Here is a 16,837-nt window from a genome sequence, read left to right as displayed (position 1 = left end):
ATTAATTGCGCTTATAAATTTGGGGTTCTTGATCCAGTTTTCAGAAACAGACGAGCAAAACGTCAACAATAAACTGGAGATAACCATGTTTTCCTCAACCTCAACTGCAACCGTTCGCTCGAAAGCGGGCGCGATACTTCGCGTGACGTCCGGCAACTTTCTCGAGCAATTCGACTTCTTCCTCTTCGGCTTTTATGCGACCTACATCGCGCATACCTTTTTCCCGGCGAGCAGTGAATTTGCTTCCCTGATGATGACGTTTGCCGTCTTCGGCGCAGGATTTTTAATGCGCCCCATCGGGGCAATCGTACTGGGTGCCTATATCGACAAGGTTGGGCGCAGAAAAGGACTCATCGTGACCCTGTCGATTATGGCGGCGGGTACCTTCCTGATCGTGCTTATTCCGTCTTATCACAGCATAGGTCTGTGGGCACCGTTACTGGTTCTGACTGGCCGACTGTTGCAGGGGTTTTCTGCCGGAGCGGAGCTGGGTGGCGTATCGGTCTATCTGGCAGAAATTGCCACGCCTGGCCGCAAAGGTTTTTACACCAGCTGGCAGTCCGGCAGCCAGCAGGTCGCGATTATGGTTGCGGCAGCCATGGGTTTTGCGCTGAATGCGCTGATGGCAGAGAGCGCCATTCGTGAATGGGGCTGGCGTATCCCGTTCCTGGTCGGCTGTTTAATCGTACCGTTTATCTTTTTCCTGCGCCGCAAGCTGGAAGAGACAGAGGAGTTCAACGCACGCCGCCATCATCTGGAGATGCATCAGGTCTTTAAAACCCTGCTCGGTAACTGGCAGGTGGTCATTGCCGGCATGCTGATGGTGGCAATGACCACCACGGCCTTTTATCTGATCACCGTTTACGCGCCGACTTTCGGGAAAAAAGTGCTGATGCTCAGCGCTTCGGACAGCCTGCTGGTCACGCTTCTGGTGGCAATTTCCAACTTTATCTGGCTGCCAGTAGGCGGTGCGCTGTCGGACCGCTTTGGGCGTAAACCGGTGCTTATCGCCATGACGCTGCTGGCTCTGGCGACGAGCTACCCGGCACTGACGCTGCTGGCGCAGGCACCGAGCTTCTCAATGATGCTGAGCGTCCTGCTGTGGCTCTCTTTCCTCTATGGCCTGTACAACGGTGCGATGATCCCGGCGCTCACGGAGATCATGCCTTCTGAAGTTCGCGTGGCGGGGTTCTCTCTAGCCTACAGTCTGGCAACGGCGGTATTTGGGGGGTTCACGCCGGTAATGTCTACCGCGCTGATTGAATATACCGGGGATAAAGCCTCTCCCGGCTACTGGATGAGTTTCGCCGCGGTATGCGCCCTGCTGGCAACGCTCTACCTGTACCGTCGTCGTGCAGTGACGCTGCAAAATACCGTGAAATCAGAGGGGGCGGCATGAGACTGATTCCTCGACTGACCACCAGCGCGTTGATACTGACCATCCTGAGCTTCAGTGCCGCAGCGAAAGAGGTGACGGTCATGATCTCAGGCGGTTTTAAAGCCGCCCTTGAAAAGCTGGCACCGGAATATGAACGCCAGACCGGAGATAACATTGTGCTCATTCCCGGCCCGTCTATGGGAACGACTCCGCAGGCAATTCCTAACCGGCTTGCGCGCGGGGAAAAAGCCGACGTGGTGATCATGGTGGGCGATGCGCTGGCAACACTTGAAAAGGACAACCTGACTCAGCCTGGCTCGCGCACGGAACTTGCGGACTCCCCTGTCGGTATGGTGGTAAAAAAAGGCGCAGACGTCCCGGATATCAGTAACGAGGCAAAACTTCGCCATACGCTGCTTCAGGCGGAGTCCATCGCCTACTCCGACAGCGCCAGCGGCAGATACGTCAGCCAGACGCTGTTCAAAACGCTGGGGATTGAAAAAGAGGCGATGGGTAAAGCAACGAAGGTTGAGCGCATCCCCGTCGCCGAAGAAGTGGCGAAAGGGAAATACGCGGTAGGTTTCCAGCAGGTCAGCGAACTGCTGCCGATTCCAGGGGTGACGTTTGTTGGCAAACTCCCGGACAACCTGCAATACATCACCCGCTTTGCTGGCGCCGTGACCCGCCACGCCGACCATCCTGGCGAAGGGAAAGCGCTGCTGGATTACCTTTCCTCGACACAGTCCAGCGCCGTGATTCGCGACACGGGGATGAGCCCCGTCACGTCCCGCGGTACTGCTCAGTAATGTGTTTTTCCAGTTCAGCCGCAATGTAAGACTGGATACGCCCCCGGCGTCGAATCAGCCCCACAGTGCGTTTCACCTCCGGTGCCACGAGCGGGACAGACGTCAGTAGCGAGTGCTCTGACGTCGGCATCGACATGGCGGGCACGGCAGCAATGCCGATGCCCGCCTCTACCATACCGAGCATCGTGGTCACATGGCGCGTTTCGCAAACGCTGGGACGCGCAGGCACGATATCCCCCAGCATCCGGTCGAGCAGGTTACGGTTGCCTGACGTTTTGTCGAGGATGATATAGTCCTGCTGATAAAACGCCTGCCACGTCAGGTGAGTCTTTTTTGCCAGCGGGTGATCGCGCCTGCACGCGGCGACATAGCTATCTTCCACAAGGGGGAAAAACTCGATTTCAGAGGGCAAACTCCCGGCGAAACAGATCCCGAAATCCGCCTGGCTACGGGCAACCGCGTCAATGACATTCCCCGCGCTGCTGTCGATGAGCTTAATCCGGACACGCGGATAACGGGACTGAAAGCGACGAATGACATCCGGCATAAAGTAATAGGCCGCAGACGGTACCGTAGCGACGGTAATCAGCCCGGTCCGCTCTTCACTCACTTTATCAATATCAGCCAGCATGGACTCAACGTTATCGAGCAACTGCGCTGAACGTTCAGCAAAGTTCTGCCCGTACAGTGTCAGAGCCACGTGGCGGGTGGTCCGGTCAAACAGCTTCGCTCCCAGCGCCGCTTCCAGTTTTTCAATCCTGCGGCTCAGTGCTGACGGGGACAAACAGATAGATTCAGCAGCAACCCGAAAGTTGCCGTATTCCACTAACGCTCTGAAAGCATAAAGATCGTTAAGGTCAAAATTTACGGGCATAGTATCGACATCTCTCCGTTTTGATGACGATCATCATGACGGGTTGACGCACATTTTAACAGGCCCTTAACGTTTCAACCTAACGTACAGCGGCAAAACGCCAGGCTGTTCTCTGGCGTTTTGCGTCAGGGACTTCACCCGGCAAACGACTCAGTGACGGCGTCGACAAGTTCCATCTCTTCCCGGCTCAGGAGCATTTCGATATTGACGAGAATAATCATGCGGGTATCGAGTACGCCCAGCCCAAGCAGATAGCGTCCGGACAGCACCGAGGCCACGTCCGGCGTCGGTTTAATCTGCTCGACGCCCATCGACAGAACATCAACCACGCCGTCGACAACAATGCCCACCACCCTATCGTTGAGATTAAGCACAATCACGACCGTACTTTCATCCTGCGAGGGGTCGGGCAGATCAAACCGCACGCGCAAATCGACGATCGGGACAATCACGCCGCGCAGATTGGTTACACCGGTAATGAAGTTTGGCGCGTTTGGAATTCGCGTCAGGCGATCGCAGCCGCGGATCTCCTGCACTTTCAAAATATCGATGCCATATTCTTCGTCTCCCAGGCGGAATACCAGGTACTCCTGAGCAATGGCATCGGTACTGGTCGGTTTTGTGGCGGTTGCTACGGTCATGCTTTTACCCCCTCCCTTCGGGGTTGTGGAACGTTGAGCGTTGAGAGTTCAACCACGTCAAGGATCAGCGCCACGCTGCCATCGCCAAGGATGGTTGCCGCTGAGACGCCCGGAACTTTGCGGTAGTTCTGTTCAAGATTTTTCACCACGACCTGCTGCTGACCAATAAGCTGGTCAACCCACAGCGCATAGCGGCAGCCCGCGCTTTGTACGATCACAACAATGCCGTCATCGGCGGGTACCTCTCCCGCCACGCTAAGCCGTTGGCGCAGCAGAACCAGTGGCAGATACTCACCGCGCACCTGCAACAACCGTTCCTCACCGACAAAGCGGCACAGCATCTCTTCGTTCGGACGGAGCGACTCCATTACCGCGCCCAGCGGCAGGACATAAATCTCGTCACCCACTTTCACCAGCATGCCGTCGAGAATTGCCAACGTCAGCGGCAGAATAATGCGAATGGTGGTGCCCGTGCCCGGCGTGGAAAGCACATCGACGTGCCCGCCCATCGCCAGAATATTTCGTCGCACCACGTCCATGCCAACGCCGCGCCCGGAGACGTCCGTCACGCTTTCTGCCGTCGAGAAACCGGCGGCAAAAATCAGCATCCACACGTCTTCATCGCTCATTGAGTCGCTGAGCGTCATCCCCTGGGCACGTGCTTTGGCGAGAATTTTCTCGCGATTAAGTCCTGCGCCGTCGTCGCTGACTTCAATCACGATGTTGCCACCATGGTGCTCAGCCGACAGCGTCAGATTCCCGACCTCAGATTTCCCTTTGGCCACGCGCATCTCTTTCTCTTCGATGCCATGGTCCAGGCTGTTACGTACCAGATGCGTGAGCGGGTCGATAATGCGTTCAATCAGGCTTTTATCCAGCTCGGCGGAGCCGCCCTTGAGCGTCAGTTCAACCTGTTTATTCAGGCGGGACCCGAGGTCATGCACCAGTCGCGGGAAGCGGCTAAAGACATAATCCATGGGCATCATACGGATTGACATCACCGACTCCTGCAGCTCGCGGGTATTGCGCTCCATCTGCGCAACACAGCCGGAAAGCAGATCGTAGCTGGCCGGGTCGAGCGTTCGCGATAGCTGCGAGAGCATGGCCTGTGTGATGATCAGTTCGCCGACCTGATTAATAATCTGATCGACTTTACTGACCGCCACACGAATGCTACCCGACTCCTGATTTGCCGCACGAGGCGCCGCGGTGGTTTTTCTGACCACCGGGGCAGGCGCAGGATTTTCCGCAACAGGCGGCGACGCAATGGCTTGCGTCTGAGCGGCTGGTGTGACCTTAATCTGTTCAGCCTCCAGCACAAAGCAAAGCACGGCAGTGATGTCGTCGGCCGACGCACTGGTCATCAGCGTTACCGTCAGGCTGTCCGCGCTGGCCTCCGCGGCCACCAGCTCCCCGATATGGGTTAGCTCTTCACGTAACATCGCCTGCTCGTGGGCATCCACGTTACTGAGCGTTATCAGTAGCGCGACGTCTTCGCCAGCCCCCACCTGCGGGACGGGTTCCGGGGCTGGCGCAACGGGTGCTTTACTGTCCAGCGCGATCTCTCTTAAAGCCTCGCAAATATAGCGAAAGCTTGCTTCATCAGGCTCCTGCGAAGACTGATAGGCTTCCAGCTGCGCTTGCATAATGTCCTTACATTCCAGAAAAAGGTTAACGATCGTCCGGCTCAACGCGCGCTCACCGGCCCTCGCCTGATCGAGCAAGTTCTCGAGAAGGTGCGTTGTCTCCTGTAATGCGCTAAAACCGAAGGTGGCTGCGCCCCCTTTCAGTGAGTGCGCGGCGCGAAAAATGGCGTTCAGTTGCTCCTGGTCGGGAGAAGCAACATCGAGCTGTAAAAGCTCCTGTTCCATTTCAGCAAGCAGTTCTTCTGCTTCGGTAAAGAAGATCTGCGAGAAATCATTCATGTCCATCGGTATAACCCTGCACGTTTTGCAGATTCACGTCGCTCAGCACGCTTTCTGCACGCTGTGACTGCGTATCTTCCAGACGGATCGCCTGCTCTTTTGAACGACTGAGGATCAGGATGCTGATTCGGCGGTTCACCGCACTGTCAGGAGACGTATTTTCCAGCGGCATGCGGCTGGCGGTACCAATGACGCGCAGAAATCGCTCGTCATTCAACCCGGCGCGAACCAGCACGCGCCTGGCCGCGTTAGCACGTCCGGCGGAGAGTTCCCAGTTACTGTATCCTCCCTCACCGCCGGCATACGGCAGCGAGTCGGTATGTCCCGTCAGGCTGAGCGCATTGGGCAACTCCTGAAGTAGTGGCACCAGCGCCTGCAGGATCCCGTTCATATAGGATTCTGGCAGCTCGCTTCCCACGCGGAACATAGGGCGATCCTGCGAGTCCGTAATCTGAATCAACAGCCCGTCGTTGGTGAGGTTCAGCAGGATATTTGACTTAAAATTGTTAAGCCGCGGATCCGTTTCAATCATCCGCTGTAGCTTCTCTTTGGCCTGCTGAAGACTTTCAAAGCGCTTATGCTTATCGAGGGCGTTGATCTGGCTTTTAAACACGTCCCCCTGCTGCTTGAGGATGTCATCCCCGCCGCCGGGGATGACGCTGTCGCTCAGGCTGGTTTTATTGCCATTGGACATGGAGGGCTTGATCGGCATACGGAAATAATCGGCAATCAGCTCTCTCTCCATGTCCGTGGACTGCGCCAGCAGCCACATCACCAGAAAGAAGGCCATCATGGCGGTCATAAAGTCCGCATAGGCAATCTTCCACGTCCCGCCGTGGTGCGCGTGTTTTTTCTTTTTGCGCTTACGTGAAATGATGACAGGCGTGACGTTTTTCATGCTGCGTTGTCCGCCGATTTGGTTTTCAGCGTGGCGTTGGATTTCACCTCACGAACGTGCTCCTCCAGCTCCTCAAACGACGGACGTTCACTGGTAAAAATGGTCTTACGGCCGAATTCCACAGCAATTTGTGGGGCATAGCCGTTCAGGCTGGAAAGCAACGTCACTTTAATACACTGTAAAATCTTGACCTGATCGGAGCTCTTCTGGCGCAGCAGCGTTGCCAGCGGTAACACAAAGCCATAGGCAATCAGAATGCCGAGGAAGGTACCCACCAGCGCATGGCCAATCAACATTCCCAGCTCTGCGGCAGGGCGATCGGCGGACCCCAGGGCGTTCACCACCCCCATCACCGCTGCGACAATCCCAAACGCCGGAAACGCGTCGCCCACGGTATTCAGGCTGTGTGCCGGGACTTCCAGCTCCTCTTCACAGGTTTCGATCTCTTCATCCATTAAGGCTTCGATTTCGTGTGAATTCATGCTGCCGCCAATCATCAGGCGGAAATAGTCGAGGATAAAGTTGCTGAGCATCGGGTCGCTCATCAGGCGCGGATAGGCATTAAAAATGTCGCTGTTCTGCGGATCTTCAATGTCCTTCTCAAGTGACATCAGCCCGTGAACACGGCTTTGCGACAGCAGCAGGAACATTAACGCCATCAGGTCCATATAGACCGCTTTGTTGTACCGTTTACCGACAAACAATTTCACCAGCGCTTTGCCGGTGGCTTTGAGTGATTTGACGTTGTTGCCGACGATAAAGGCACCGACCCCGGCACCGCCGATAATCAGCAGCTCCAGCGGCTGGAACAGCGACATAATATTGCCGCCGGAAAGGATAAAACCACCAAAAACGGTCAGTATGACAACAAGATAGCCAACAATAACTAACACACTCTCTCCTTTAACTTTATTCGACCGATGCCGGTCATCCCGGCATCAGGTAAACGCCATCTTGCGCATAGCCGCCGTTCAGGTTTACGCCGTCATGATTTCCGGGGCGGCAAAGGTTCCACGCAACCCGGAATGGCTCACCTGGGATTTTTTAAGCGCACGCGATGGCGGGCTGCACAAACTGCAGGTAAATGGATTTTTAATAAATTCCGTGGTAACGATAAAACCGCCGCCACACGTACTGCAGGCTTTGCGGGAAATAATGCCGCAGTCGATAAAACGTAATAATGTCCAGGCACGCGTCAGCCCCAGGACCGGCTTCTCATCCGCACAGGTGCTACATTGCTCAAGATAAAGACGATAGGTCTTCATCAGCATTTCAATTGAACGGCCCTGCTCGGTCTTTTTCAGATACAGATAAATGTTGTAGAACATGGATGAGTGGATATTCTGTTCCCAGGACATAAACCAGTCCTCCGAAAAGGGCAGCATGCCTTTCGGCGGCGGACAACCACGCAACTCTTTATATAATCGTAAAAGACGACGGCGGCTCAGCGACGTTTCAGATTCCAGTACCTGCATTCTTGCACCGAGTGAAATTAACCCCATCGCGATGTTGATTTCATCAATTTCCTGCAGCAGACTTTTTTCACCACACATATTACGCCTCCTCCGCTGCAGCCGCAGTTTCTTCGCTAAGCCCATTCAGAAGATTGGTCGACAAAATAATGCCCGTGTGAATCTGTTGTAGCGCTTCAATACGAGAATCTTTGGTGAGATTTTCAATGACAACTTCATCGTCCACGCGCAGACGACAAATAAGCTGATTCGTTGTTGCCAGTTTCATTAACTGCGGCAACGAAAGCTCTTTAAGATTGTCAATGGTTCCCTCGGACAGTCCGAGGCGAAAACCGGCCGCAAATTTATCCTGGCGAATAAGCTGCTGTGCCAGCAGCAAATAGGACAGGTTGATGTCATGGATATTCTGCAGATACTCGTCGAAATTGGACACAGGTGAAAACTCCCAATGTTATCCAGCCAATAAATGGCATGTCAGTTTAGAGATATAAAACTACCGAACTGATGCAGAGAGTCTTTTGGTATTGATATTCACTGAAGTAAATCTGTGTTCTTCAGAAAATGCGTTATTACCTTGTCAATGCCAAAGGAGGCTGCATCACAAAACTGGCAAAATCATAAACATTAAGTATTTTTCGAACAAGCGACAGAAATCGCCACAAATCATCGAATTGATGTTAACTACATGATTAACATAAGATTAATACCTTTGTTAAACGTTATTAAACCTGATAATCACTGCACATCCCGCAGGCTTTAACATATTAAAACTGTGAATACTCAAATACACCTTTATCTTGAAGACGATTCCATCCGGCTTCTCAATCTTTTGAGTGCCAGACTGTGCAACTGGCTCACACGCGTTTCCGTGATGCCGAACACCAGCCCAATCTCTTTCATGTTCATATCCTGAAGATAATAAAGCTGAAGTAAGACCTGCTCTCGTTCAGGTATGTACTGCAAATGTTCTGTAATTTGCTCAATTAAATTTTGCCTGACAGCATGATGGACAGGATTAAGCGACTCGTTTTCATCGCCGCAGGACTCCCAGCTGTCGGCAAAATTCTCCTGTAACTCATCGACAGAATACATTTGGCTGTTGTTATTATCCGCCAACATTTGCTGAAACTCTTTTAGCGACACGCCCATACGCCCGGCAATATCCGCTTCGGTGGCCTCCCCCCCTTTTTCCTGCTCGATTTGTTGAATAATACTGACAATTTCTCGCGTATGCGTTCTTACCCGTCGCGGGACCCAGTCACTTTCTCTCAACTCATCTAACAATGCCCATTTTACGCGTTGTGTTATCCACGCGCTGAGCGCTATCCCTTTTTTCGGATCGAAGGTTTCTACCGCATTTAAAAAACCCATCGAACCTGCCTGAATCAAATCATCCAGCTCCACGCTGGCAGGAAGCCGCTTATGTAGACGCAATGCTTCCTGCCGCACAAGATAATGATATTTTGACCAGACGACTGTTTTGTCTTCCAGCCCTTCGGCTGTATATATACCATCCACGATTGCATTCCACCCGCTATTCTCTCAGAGAATTATCCGGTGAAATTAATCATTCAAATAGTGCAATAAGCCTTTATAAAAATGCGCATTCCGTTACTTCATTTAATATCACGCCCAGACAATGAATAAGGCGTTAATACTGGCGGTATTTCATCTCTTTAAAAGGTTTCCCACTGCGCAAGAGCAGAATCATCTTTTTGACGCTGTGGTTTACTGGATACAGGCAATACTTTTGCAGCGGCACTGCCTTCATTCAGCCTGAATTGTGAGACCAGTTTTTCCAGGGAATCAGATTGTGCTTCAAGATCACCGGCGGCGAGGGCCGCCTCTTCAACCATCGCGGCATTTTGCTGCGTCACCAGATCCATTTCATTTACCGCTTGCGAAATCTGATTAATCCCCGCGCTCTGTTCATCAGATGCCGAGGTGATCTCGCCCATAATTTGGGTTACCTGCGCCACCGATGTCACAATTTCCTGCATCACGTTACTGGCCTGCCCGACCTGGCGTGAACCGGTATCAATATTATTGACGCTGGTGTTGATGAGCTGATTAATCTCTTTGGCAGCGTCCGCGCTGCGTTTAGCCAGATTACGCACCTCTTCGGCAACCACGGCAAAACCACGCCCCTGTTCACCGGCGCGTGCTGCTTCTACCGCCGCGTTCAGGGCAAGAATATTGGTCTGGTTCGCAATGCTGTCGATCACGCCGTTAATGTCGGCAATCTGTCGGGAACTGGTGGTGATCTGCGCCATGATTTGCTCAAGACTGTGCATAACTTCGCCACCGTTATGGGCATTGGTACTGGCGCTTTCCGCCAGCTCACGGGCCGCATGCGCGTTATCGGCATTCTGACGCACGGTAGTTTTGATCTGCTCCATGCTGGCCGCTGTCTCCTGCAGCGCGGCCGCCTGCTCTTCCGTACGGGAAGAGAGATCGTTATTACCGTGGGCAATTTCCTGGGCGTTACTGTGAATGCGCTGCACGCTTTCACGAATGCCCAGAATGGTGCTGGTCAGGGAAGTGCGCATCGTTTCCAGTTCGGACAACATGCTGCCAATTTCATTCTGGCTTCCGCTTTCGATCGCCTGACTCAGATCGCCCGCTGCCACGCGACGCAGCGTCTCCACCGTGGTTTCCATACGACGGACCAGGGTATTGCGCAGCCAGAAGCGAACGGCAAACAGCATTCCCACACCGAGCAGAATCACGACCAGCCCAACGCCGAGCATAATCTTGTAGCCACGCTCTGATTCATGAATATAGCTTTCATTCAGGCGGGCACTGGCATCCGTATACTGCTCAACCTTATTACGCAACTCCGTGCGCAGGTTCATGTCGTGCTCCAGTGAGCCGGTATAGCCTGTCGGATTGTTCAGGTAGCCAAGCTTCGCTTCTGCCGCTTTGTAGACTTCGTTAAACGCCGCATTCACTTCCGCCGCAAGACGACTCTCCTCCGGCGTATTGAACGGCGATGCCATAAAGTCATCCATATTCCGGCGAGCAAATTTCACGACGTTTTGCGTGTGGGTCGTCACGTTCTGCGAGACCGGATTACCCATCGCAGCCTGGAGCATTAAGCCGTTGGTGTTGGCCATTACGGCGCTGATGTTATAGACCGCATCACGCATCTGATCGTTATTTTCAGAGGCGACAACAATACGTTTAAAATTATTGTTATTTTTGACGGCGTCATAAACTGAATAGACGGTAATACCAAACAGCAAGGCAGCAAACAGCCCAATAATAAGGCTGACTGCGGTATAGATTTTAAGTTTTGTTAACATAGATTTTCACCTGCCGCGCACGAATTCATCGTACGCGGCGACGCCTGAAGAAAAGTGAATTAAACAGTTATGTACTCACATATTAAACAGAGTCATCTTCTGCATATTTTTGTAGACGTACATAGAGGCATTAAAGGCGAGCTCGGACATCTGTGACTCCGACACCAGCGTCACCAGCATGCTGGTATCGGCGCCGATGGCATCCTGCACTTTGACAATGGTGTCGTTAATCAACACGTCTCCGGTGAGATCCAGCGCGTCAAGTTGCTGCAGGTTCGTCCCCAGTTCGGCCTGGGCTTTGCCAAGGCGGTCAATACCCGCATCGATGGCGTTGCTGGCGGCGCTAAGTGCCGCATCCAACATGTCCCGATCATCCGGCAGCGTCGTTAATGCGGCGACGGCATCGTTCAATACCCTAAAAATATCATCAAATATCTCATCGCCGAGATGGCCCGTTTGCATTTCCGTTCCATCGGAAACGGTCTGTGTGCGCGCTTCATTACCCCCACGATAATTACCGACTTCATCAAACGCGGGCGTATCGGTTTTAAATCCGGAGAAAATATAGCGACCGCTACTGTCACGACTGTTTGCTAAATCCAGCAGATTTTCGCGGATCCCTTTTATCTCTTCACCCAGTGCCCGACGATCTTCAGCAGAATAGGTATCGCTTTTTGCCGCAATGATTTTTTCTTTCAGGGTGGTTGTCATAAGATTACCGACACCGTTCAGAATATTGTCCTGAAACTCCAGTGCGCTGCGCGCGCGGGAGCGCACGCTGCTGTACATCTCAAGCTTCGCCAGCGCGTCCTGATGTTTTACCGCATCGGTTGCGGCGGTCGGGTCGTCTGAGGCTTTGAGTAGCGTTTTACCTGCTGACATCCGCAGATAAGCGTCGTTACTCTGACTCATGCGCTTTGTCATCGACTCCGAACTTTGCTTGTACATATAAAGCGTACTTAATCGCATCATCTTTTCCTTATCGGATGGCCAGCAGGGCATCAAACATGGCGGTTGCCGTTTTCAGCAACTGCGCGCTACCGTTGTAGTACTGACGGAACATGTCCAGGTTGATATATTCCTCATCCATGTTGACCCCGGAGAGTGCCTGTTTGGTGTCAAATTTGGTGCGTAAATCACTTTCGGCGCTACTGGCATAGGATTTCACCTCGCGGGCGCTTTCACCGATCTTGCCCGCCAGGCTCGCATAGGCCGCACTCAGCGTGTCGTTGCCGATCAGCGCCTCCTCCTGGATTTTCAGCATTTCCTGGAGATTTTTGTTATTTCCCGGGCCACCCGCAGCGTCGTCAGATGCCGCAAACTCCTGGCCATTGGTTATCTTACGGCTGATGCCTTCGGCGGCCCCGGCCATAGGATTAAGGGTGAATTTATCCCCCGCTTCGGCAGTTGAAGGGAAGGGAAGGGTAATTTCGATGCCCTCAAACTTTAATACCCCAAGTGGCGCGGCGGGATCGAGAGGGACGGTACGACCATCAGCCCCTTTCACTATCCAGTCTGTACCATCGAAACTGATGTCATAGTTTTCCGACTTGACCTCTTTGAAATCAGTGACCTTGATATTATCCAGCGCATCGGTACCCCTGTTTTTGGCGTTCGCAATGGCTTTGATATCCGGCAGAGAGAAGAGATCGCCACCCGCCTCACCGTCCGGGGTGAATCCTGCTCGGTTCTGCTCGTTCATCCGGTGCGCCATCATAAAGGCGATCTGATCCAGATCCTGACGCGCGACGGTAAGATCCTCATTGCGGAATTTGAACAGCCCACCCAGACGCCCTTTGGTAATGGCGTTTTCATCCAGCGGCGATGCTTTGCCGTTAGCATCCACGTAGGAGACAATGGTCTTGTTGGGATCGGCATCCGACGGCGAGGTTTGCAGTTTATACGCAGTGCCGCCAGAGACCAGTGGACGCCCATCAGCCAGCGTGACGCTCACGCGGCCAGAAACCTGATCCTCGGTGACGGTAATCCCCAGATGCTCGCTCAGCCCTTCCAGCAGCGCGTCACGCTGGTCAAGCAGATCGGCAGGCGGCGTGCCATTTCCCTGTACGCGCTCCAGCTGTTTGTTGATCTCTGCCAGCTGTTCGGTGAAGCTGTTAATCTCCTTGGCGCTGCGCTCAATCTGGGTATTGGTGCTTTTTTCAAGGCCGGACAGGCGCTTGGCGCTGGCGTTATAGCGGTTCGCCAGCACGTCGAGGGAGGTAAATACCGCCGCACGCGCCGGGCCATCCGCCGGGTCACCGCTCAGCGTCGCCATATCCTTAAACAGCTTGCCCAGTGAAACCGAGACGTTATCCGACTCGTCCGCCAGCATGTTGTCGATATCCGCCAGCTGCTCCATCCGTCCGGTCAGGGAGGCGTAGCCGGACAGCGAATCCCGCAGTTGATTGTTGGCAAACGCATCATAGGCACGCTCGACACCGCTGGCGCGGGCACCGTAGCCATAAAAACCCTGCGCGGTCGACATGCCGCCGAGCTCACCGATAATCAGGTTGCGACGACTGTAGTTGGTAGACATACCGTTGGTCAGGTTATCGCCGGTCACCCGGATCGCAGCCTGCGCCACGCTGATGCCGTTTCTGGCTAAATTAAATAGGTTATTCATACGTTCTGGATATTCCCTGATTGCGGGCCCGGCATTCGCATCCGGGCCAGAAAGTTCATGACTCTGTTTATTTCATCGGTGATTCAAAAAATCTCTAAAACATCTTTTTCAGAAAATTTTGTCGATATCGTTTTTATAGGCATTTACGCCCTGCTGAATATCGCCTTTCACCTTCTGAATAATGGTGATGAGTTTTTTGGCGTAGGCCGGGTCTGTCGCATAGCCCCCCGCCTGCAGCGCTTTCGCTCCCTGCTCCGGTGAAGCAGACTGCGCCACACCGCGATAGCGAGGATTTTTGGTCAACAGTGCCGCGTAGTCTTTCAGCGCATGCTCATAGGAGTCATAGACGCGGAATGCCGCCTTCACCTTCTGCTTCACGCCGTTGATGTATTCCGTAGTGGTAATCTCGGTGGTTTTTCCGCGCCAGTCGCCGGTGGCCTTTATGCCGAACAGGTTGTGGCTCGGGGAGCCGTCGGCGGCCGGAATTTCACGTTTCCCCCAGCCGGACTCCAGCGCCGCCTGGGCCAGAATCAGATGCGGGTGCAGCCCGCTCTGGGCTGCCGCCTCCTGTGCCGGGCGCAACAGACGCGAGATAAACGGATGCGCGCCTTCAACTGGTTTCGCGAACGACACCGGGGCAGGCAAGCGCAGCGGCCCGGTGGCCGGAACAGAAGAAAGTCCGGGACGTGAAAAATCACGTCCCGGCGTGCTTACGACAGGCGCATCGCTCTCGCCACCCAGTTGACGAACGATAAGATCGGCAAAGCCGAGCTGACCACTCCCGGCAATATTTTGTGCAACCTGCTGATCGTGCATGGCGGTGTACATCTCGGCGGACTGGCTGTTCATCAGTTCGTCCTTAAAGGTGGCGTCGCGCATGCTTTTCATCATCATCTGCACGAAGATCCCTTCCATCTGCTTCGCCGCCGCCTTCAGTGCGCCGGGCGATTGCCGCCCGGCCTCCCGTTTCAGGTGGTCCAGCGAACGGACGTCAAAGGCGGGCTGGTCGAACTTATCGAAGGCATTCATCAGTTCACCTCCAGCTTCGCACGCAGACAGCCGGCGTTTTTCATCGCCTGCAGAACCGACATCAGCTCGTTTGGCGTGGCCCCCAGGCTGTTCAGGGCGCGGATCACCGCGTTCAGATCGGTGCTGCTGCGCACGTGCTGCAGCGAGCCACCGCTGTCGCGCACGGAGATGTCCGTCTGCGGCACCACCACCGTTTCACCGCCACCAAACGGTGTATCCGGCTGGCTGATAATGTTGTTCTGCATCACTTCTACCGTCAGCGAGCCGTGCGCGACCGCGCAGGAGTCCAGCGACACGTGGCGGTTCATCACCACCGATCCGGTTCGGGAATTCACGATGACTTTCGCATCCTGCACGTTCACCCGCAGGGGAATGTCCTGGATGTTCGCCAGAAAACGCACGCGCGAGGGGCCATCCGGCGGTGCAAAGAGACGCACGGTACGCGCATCTTCCGGGATAGCCGCCCCGCCGCTGTAGCGCTGATTAATGGCGTCGCTGATCTGCTGTGCCAGCGAGAAATCGCTCTCGTTAAGCTGCAACCGGACAATGCTCTGGGTGGCAAAATCGTTCGGCACCTCGCGCTCGACGGTCGCCCCGCCGCTGATACGCCCGCCGTTGAGCTGGTTGACCTGTACGCGGCTGCCGCCCGCCTGCGCGCCTGCGCCGGAAATCAGGATGTTGCCCTGGGCAATGGCGTAGATCTGGTTATCCGCACCTTTCAGCGGGGTCATCAGCAGCGTGCCGCCGCGCAGGCTTTTGGCGTTACCGACCGAGGAGACCACGATGTCCAGCTTGTCGCCCGGACGGGCAAACGGCGGCAGCTCGGCGGTGACCATCACCGCCGCGATATTTTTCAGCTGCATGTTGGTGCCCGCCGGCACGGTGATCCCCAGCTGCGAGAGCATATTGTTGAGGCTTTGCCCGGTAAACGGTGCCTGCATGGTCTGGTCGCCCGTGCCGTCCAGACCCACGATCAGGCCATAGCCCATCAGGGAGTTGGAGCGAACGCCCTGCACCGTCGCCAGATCGCGAATGCGATCCGCGCTGGCGGTTTTGGGTACGACCAGCATCATGCCGTAGAGCAGGATGCTGAGGAAAAACAGGATAGATTCTTTTTTCATGGTCTTATCAGAATGGAGAAAGGTTCAGGAACAGGCGCTGCAGCCAGCCCATGTTCTGCGCTTCGTTGATGTAGCCGTTGCCGACATACTCGATCCGCGCGTCCGCCACCTGGGTGGAGGGCACGGTATTCCCGCCACTGATAAACCGCGGATTCACCACGCCGGAAAAACGGATAAATTCCGTGCCCTGGTTAATGGCGATCTGCTTTTCGCCCACCACGCGCAGGTTACCGTTAGGCAGAAGCTCATTTACGGTCACGGTGATCGTCCCGGTAAAGGTGTTTCGCGCCGCGGCGCCGCCCTTGCCGGAAAAATCATTTTTGCCTTCGGCTTCAAAATCCGCTTTGCCGTCACCCAGCCAGCTGTTGAGCTTTGTGGGTACCGCGATCAGCCCCATCCCGGCCGATCCATTACGGTTGGCACTGGCGGAGGAACTTTTGCTGGCGCTCACGTTCTCCTGCAGCAGGATCGTCAGCGTATCGCCTACGTTACGCGGGCGGCGGTCTTCGAACATCGGCTGATAGCCGTAGTTCATGCCCTGCCCCGCCTGAAACAGCGAGCCGCCGGTCGCTGCCGGTGCCATCGGTAATGGTGTTGCCGTCGTCGGACCTTCAACGAGCTTGTTTTGCATAATGTGCGCACAGCCGCTCAACAGCAGCACGCTCGCCGCCAGTGCGCAACGACGCGCGACGACAGGGGTATTCATTAAGAGTGTTTTCATTTCAGTGTCGATAAAATATCTGGCCGCTCGTGCGGCCAGAAAGA

The 16,837-nt window shown here is 54.5% G+C and carries 16 protein-coding genes; 2 read left to right on the top strand and 14 right to left on the bottom strand.

Annotation, left to right across the window (positions count from 1 at the left end; translation table 11 throughout):
- Nucleotides 1-85 precede the first annotated feature (85 nt).
- A complete protein-coding gene (locus tag ACMVME_RS08440) occupies nucleotides 86-1,399 on the top strand; it encodes an MFS transporter (RefSeq protein ID WP_044866317.1) in 1,314 nt (437 codons plus the stop codon).
- The gene (locus ACMVME_RS08435) at nucleotides 1,396-2,184 is read left to right on the top strand and encodes a substrate-binding domain-containing protein (RefSeq protein ID WP_044866318.1); all 789 of its coding nucleotides are present in this window, start codon (nucleotides 1,396-1,398) and stop codon (nucleotides 2,182-2,184) included. Before ACMVME_RS08440 ends, ACMVME_RS08435 begins: the two co-directional genes overlap by 4 nt.
- Here ACMVME_RS08435 and ACMVME_RS08430 read toward each other — a convergent pair.
- The 14 genes from ACMVME_RS08430 to ACMVME_RS08365 form a co-directional block, all read right to left on the bottom strand.
- Nucleotides 2,159-3,058 (bottom strand): LysR family transcriptional regulator, encoded by a 900-nt coding sequence (locus ACMVME_RS08430; RefSeq protein WP_014170763.1) that lies wholly within the window; start codon nucleotides 3,056-3,058, stop codon nucleotides 2,159-2,161. The genes ACMVME_RS08435 and ACMVME_RS08430 overlap by 26 nt on opposite strands.
- Before the next feature lie 134 nt (nucleotides 3,059-3,192).
- Complete coding sequence (locus ACMVME_RS08425; protein WP_025203785.1) at nucleotides 3,193-3,699, bottom strand: chemotaxis protein CheW; 507 nt, start codon at nucleotides 3,697-3,699, stop codon at nucleotides 3,193-3,195.
- Nucleotides 3,696-5,630: a chemotaxis protein CheA gene (gene cheA / locus ACMVME_RS08420; protein ID WP_251858755.1), complete on the bottom strand. Its 1,935-nt coding sequence runs from the start codon at nucleotides 5,628-5,630 to the stop codon at nucleotides 3,696-3,698. Before cheA ends, ACMVME_RS08425 begins: the two co-directional genes overlap by 4 nt.
- A complete protein-coding gene (motB, locus tag ACMVME_RS08415) occupies nucleotides 5,617-6,522 on the bottom strand; it encodes a flagellar motor protein MotB (protein ID WP_025203783.1) in 906 nt (301 codons plus the stop codon). The genes cheA and motB overlap by 14 nt, the downstream gene beginning before the upstream one ends.
- The gene (motA, locus tag ACMVME_RS08410; RefSeq protein WP_025203782.1) at nucleotides 6,519-7,415 is read right to left on the bottom strand and encodes a flagellar motor stator protein MotA; all 897 of its coding nucleotides are present in this window, start codon (nucleotides 7,413-7,415) and stop codon (nucleotides 6,519-6,521) included. Before motA ends, motB begins: the two co-directional genes overlap by 4 nt.
- 84 nt (nucleotides 7,416-7,499) lie before the next feature.
- Nucleotides 7,500-8,075, bottom strand: a complete 576-nt coding sequence (flhC, locus tag ACMVME_RS08405) for a flagellar transcriptional regulator FlhC (protein ID WP_025203781.1) — start codon at nucleotides 8,073-8,075, stop codon at nucleotides 7,500-7,502.
- Nucleotide 8,076: 1 nt separating this feature from the next.
- Nucleotides 8,077-8,427, bottom strand: coding sequence for a flagellar transcriptional regulator FlhD (flhD, locus tag ACMVME_RS08400; protein ID WP_025203780.1), 351 nt, complete (start codon nucleotides 8,425-8,427; stop codon nucleotides 8,077-8,079).
- 359 nt (nucleotides 8,428-8,786) lie between these two features.
- Nucleotides 8,787-9,512: an RNA polymerase sigma factor FliA gene (gene fliA, locus ACMVME_RS08395; RefSeq protein WP_025203779.1), complete on the bottom strand. Its 726-nt coding sequence runs from the start codon at nucleotides 9,510-9,512 to the stop codon at nucleotides 8,787-8,789.
- A 158-nt stretch (nucleotides 9,513-9,670) separates the two neighbouring features.
- A complete protein-coding gene (locus ACMVME_RS08390) occupies nucleotides 9,671-11,299 on the bottom strand; it encodes a methyl-accepting chemotaxis protein (protein ID WP_047355491.1) in 1,629 nt (542 codons plus the stop codon).
- 75 nt (nucleotides 11,300-11,374) lie between these two features.
- On the bottom strand, nucleotides 11,375-12,268 hold the full coding sequence (gene flgL / locus ACMVME_RS08385) for a flagellar hook-associated protein FlgL (protein WP_251858786.1): 894 nt from the start codon (nucleotides 12,266-12,268) through the stop codon (nucleotides 11,375-11,377).
- A 10-nt stretch (nucleotides 12,269-12,278) separates the two neighbouring features.
- Complete coding sequence (flgK, locus tag ACMVME_RS08380; protein WP_251858756.1) at nucleotides 12,279-13,922, bottom strand: flagellar hook-associated protein FlgK; 1,644 nt, start codon at nucleotides 13,920-13,922, stop codon at nucleotides 12,279-12,281.
- A 108-nt stretch (nucleotides 13,923-14,030) separates the two neighbouring features.
- Complete coding sequence (gene flgJ / locus ACMVME_RS08375) at nucleotides 14,031-14,951, bottom strand: flagellar assembly peptidoglycan hydrolase FlgJ (RefSeq protein ID WP_134178644.1); 921 nt, start codon at nucleotides 14,949-14,951, stop codon at nucleotides 14,031-14,033.
- Nucleotides 14,951-16,072 carry a flagellar basal body P-ring protein FlgI gene (locus ACMVME_RS08370; protein WP_324284838.1) on the bottom strand — a complete coding sequence of 374 codons (1,122 nt, stop codon included), beginning with the start codon at nucleotides 16,070-16,072 and terminating at the stop codon, nucleotides 14,951-14,953. The genes flgJ and ACMVME_RS08370 overlap by 1 nt, the downstream gene beginning before the upstream one ends.
- 7 nt (nucleotides 16,073-16,079) lie before the next feature.
- Complete coding sequence (locus ACMVME_RS08365; protein WP_025203773.1) at nucleotides 16,080-16,793, bottom strand: flagellar basal body L-ring protein FlgH; 714 nt, start codon at nucleotides 16,791-16,793, stop codon at nucleotides 16,080-16,082.
- Nucleotides 16,794-16,837 lie beyond the last annotated feature (44 nt).

Source organism: Enterobacter cloacae complex sp. 2024EL-00711 (assembly GCF_047529885.1).
In the GTDB taxonomy this organism is placed as follows: domain Bacteria; phylum Pseudomonadota; class Gammaproteobacteria; order Enterobacterales; family Enterobacteriaceae; genus Enterobacter; species Enterobacter ludwigii.
Note: the sequence above shows the minus strand (reverse complement) of the source record. Positions and strands in the feature narration are given on the sequence as shown.

Excerpts from the sequence above, each read along its gene's own strand:
- ACMVME_RS08440 (WP_044866317.1), top strand. The coding sequence starts at position 86 with ATGTTTTCCTCAACCTCAACTGCAACCGTTCGCTCGAAAGCGGGCGCG.
- ACMVME_RS08435 (WP_044866318.1), top strand. The coding sequence starts at position 1,396 with ATGAGACTGATTCCTCGACTGACCACCAGCGCGTTGATACTGACCATC.
- ACMVME_RS08430 (WP_014170763.1), bottom strand. The coding sequence starts at position 3,058 with ATGCCCGTAAATTTTGACCTTAACGATCTTTATGCTTTCAGAGCGTTA.
- ACMVME_RS08425 (WP_025203785.1), bottom strand. The coding sequence starts at position 3,699 with ATGACCGTAGCAACCGCCACAAAACCGACCAGTACCGATGCCATTGCT.
- cheA (WP_251858755.1), bottom strand. The coding sequence starts at position 5,630 with ATGGACATGAATGATTTCTCGCAGATCTTCTTTACCGAAGCAGAAGAA.
- motB (WP_025203783.1), bottom strand. The coding sequence starts at position 6,522 with ATGAAAAACGTCACGCCTGTCATCATTTCACGTAAGCGCAAAAAGAAA.
- flhC (WP_025203781.1), bottom strand. The coding sequence starts at position 8,075 with ATGTGTGGTGAAAAAAGTCTGCTGCAGGAAATTGATGAAATCAACATC.
- ACMVME_RS08390 (WP_047355491.1), bottom strand. The coding sequence starts at position 11,299 with ATGTTAACAAAACTTAAAATCTATACCGCAGTCAGCCTTATTATTGGG.
- flgL (WP_251858786.1), bottom strand. The coding sequence starts at position 12,268 with ATGCGATTAAGTACGCTTTATATGTACAAGCAAAGTTCGGAGTCGATG.
- flgK (WP_251858756.1), bottom strand. The coding sequence starts at position 13,922 with ATGAATAACCTATTTAATTTAGCCAGAAACGGCATCAGCGTGGCGCAG.
- flgJ (WP_134178644.1), bottom strand. The coding sequence starts at position 14,951 with ATGAATGCCTTCGATAAGTTCGACCAGCCCGCCTTTGACGTCCGTTCG.
- ACMVME_RS08370 (WP_324284838.1), bottom strand. The coding sequence starts at position 16,072 with ATGAAAAAAGAATCTATCCTGTTTTTCCTCAGCATCCTGCTCTACGGC.
- ACMVME_RS08365 (WP_025203773.1), bottom strand. The coding sequence starts at position 16,793 with ATGAAAACACTCTTAATGAATACCCCTGTCGTCGCGCGTCGTTGCGCA.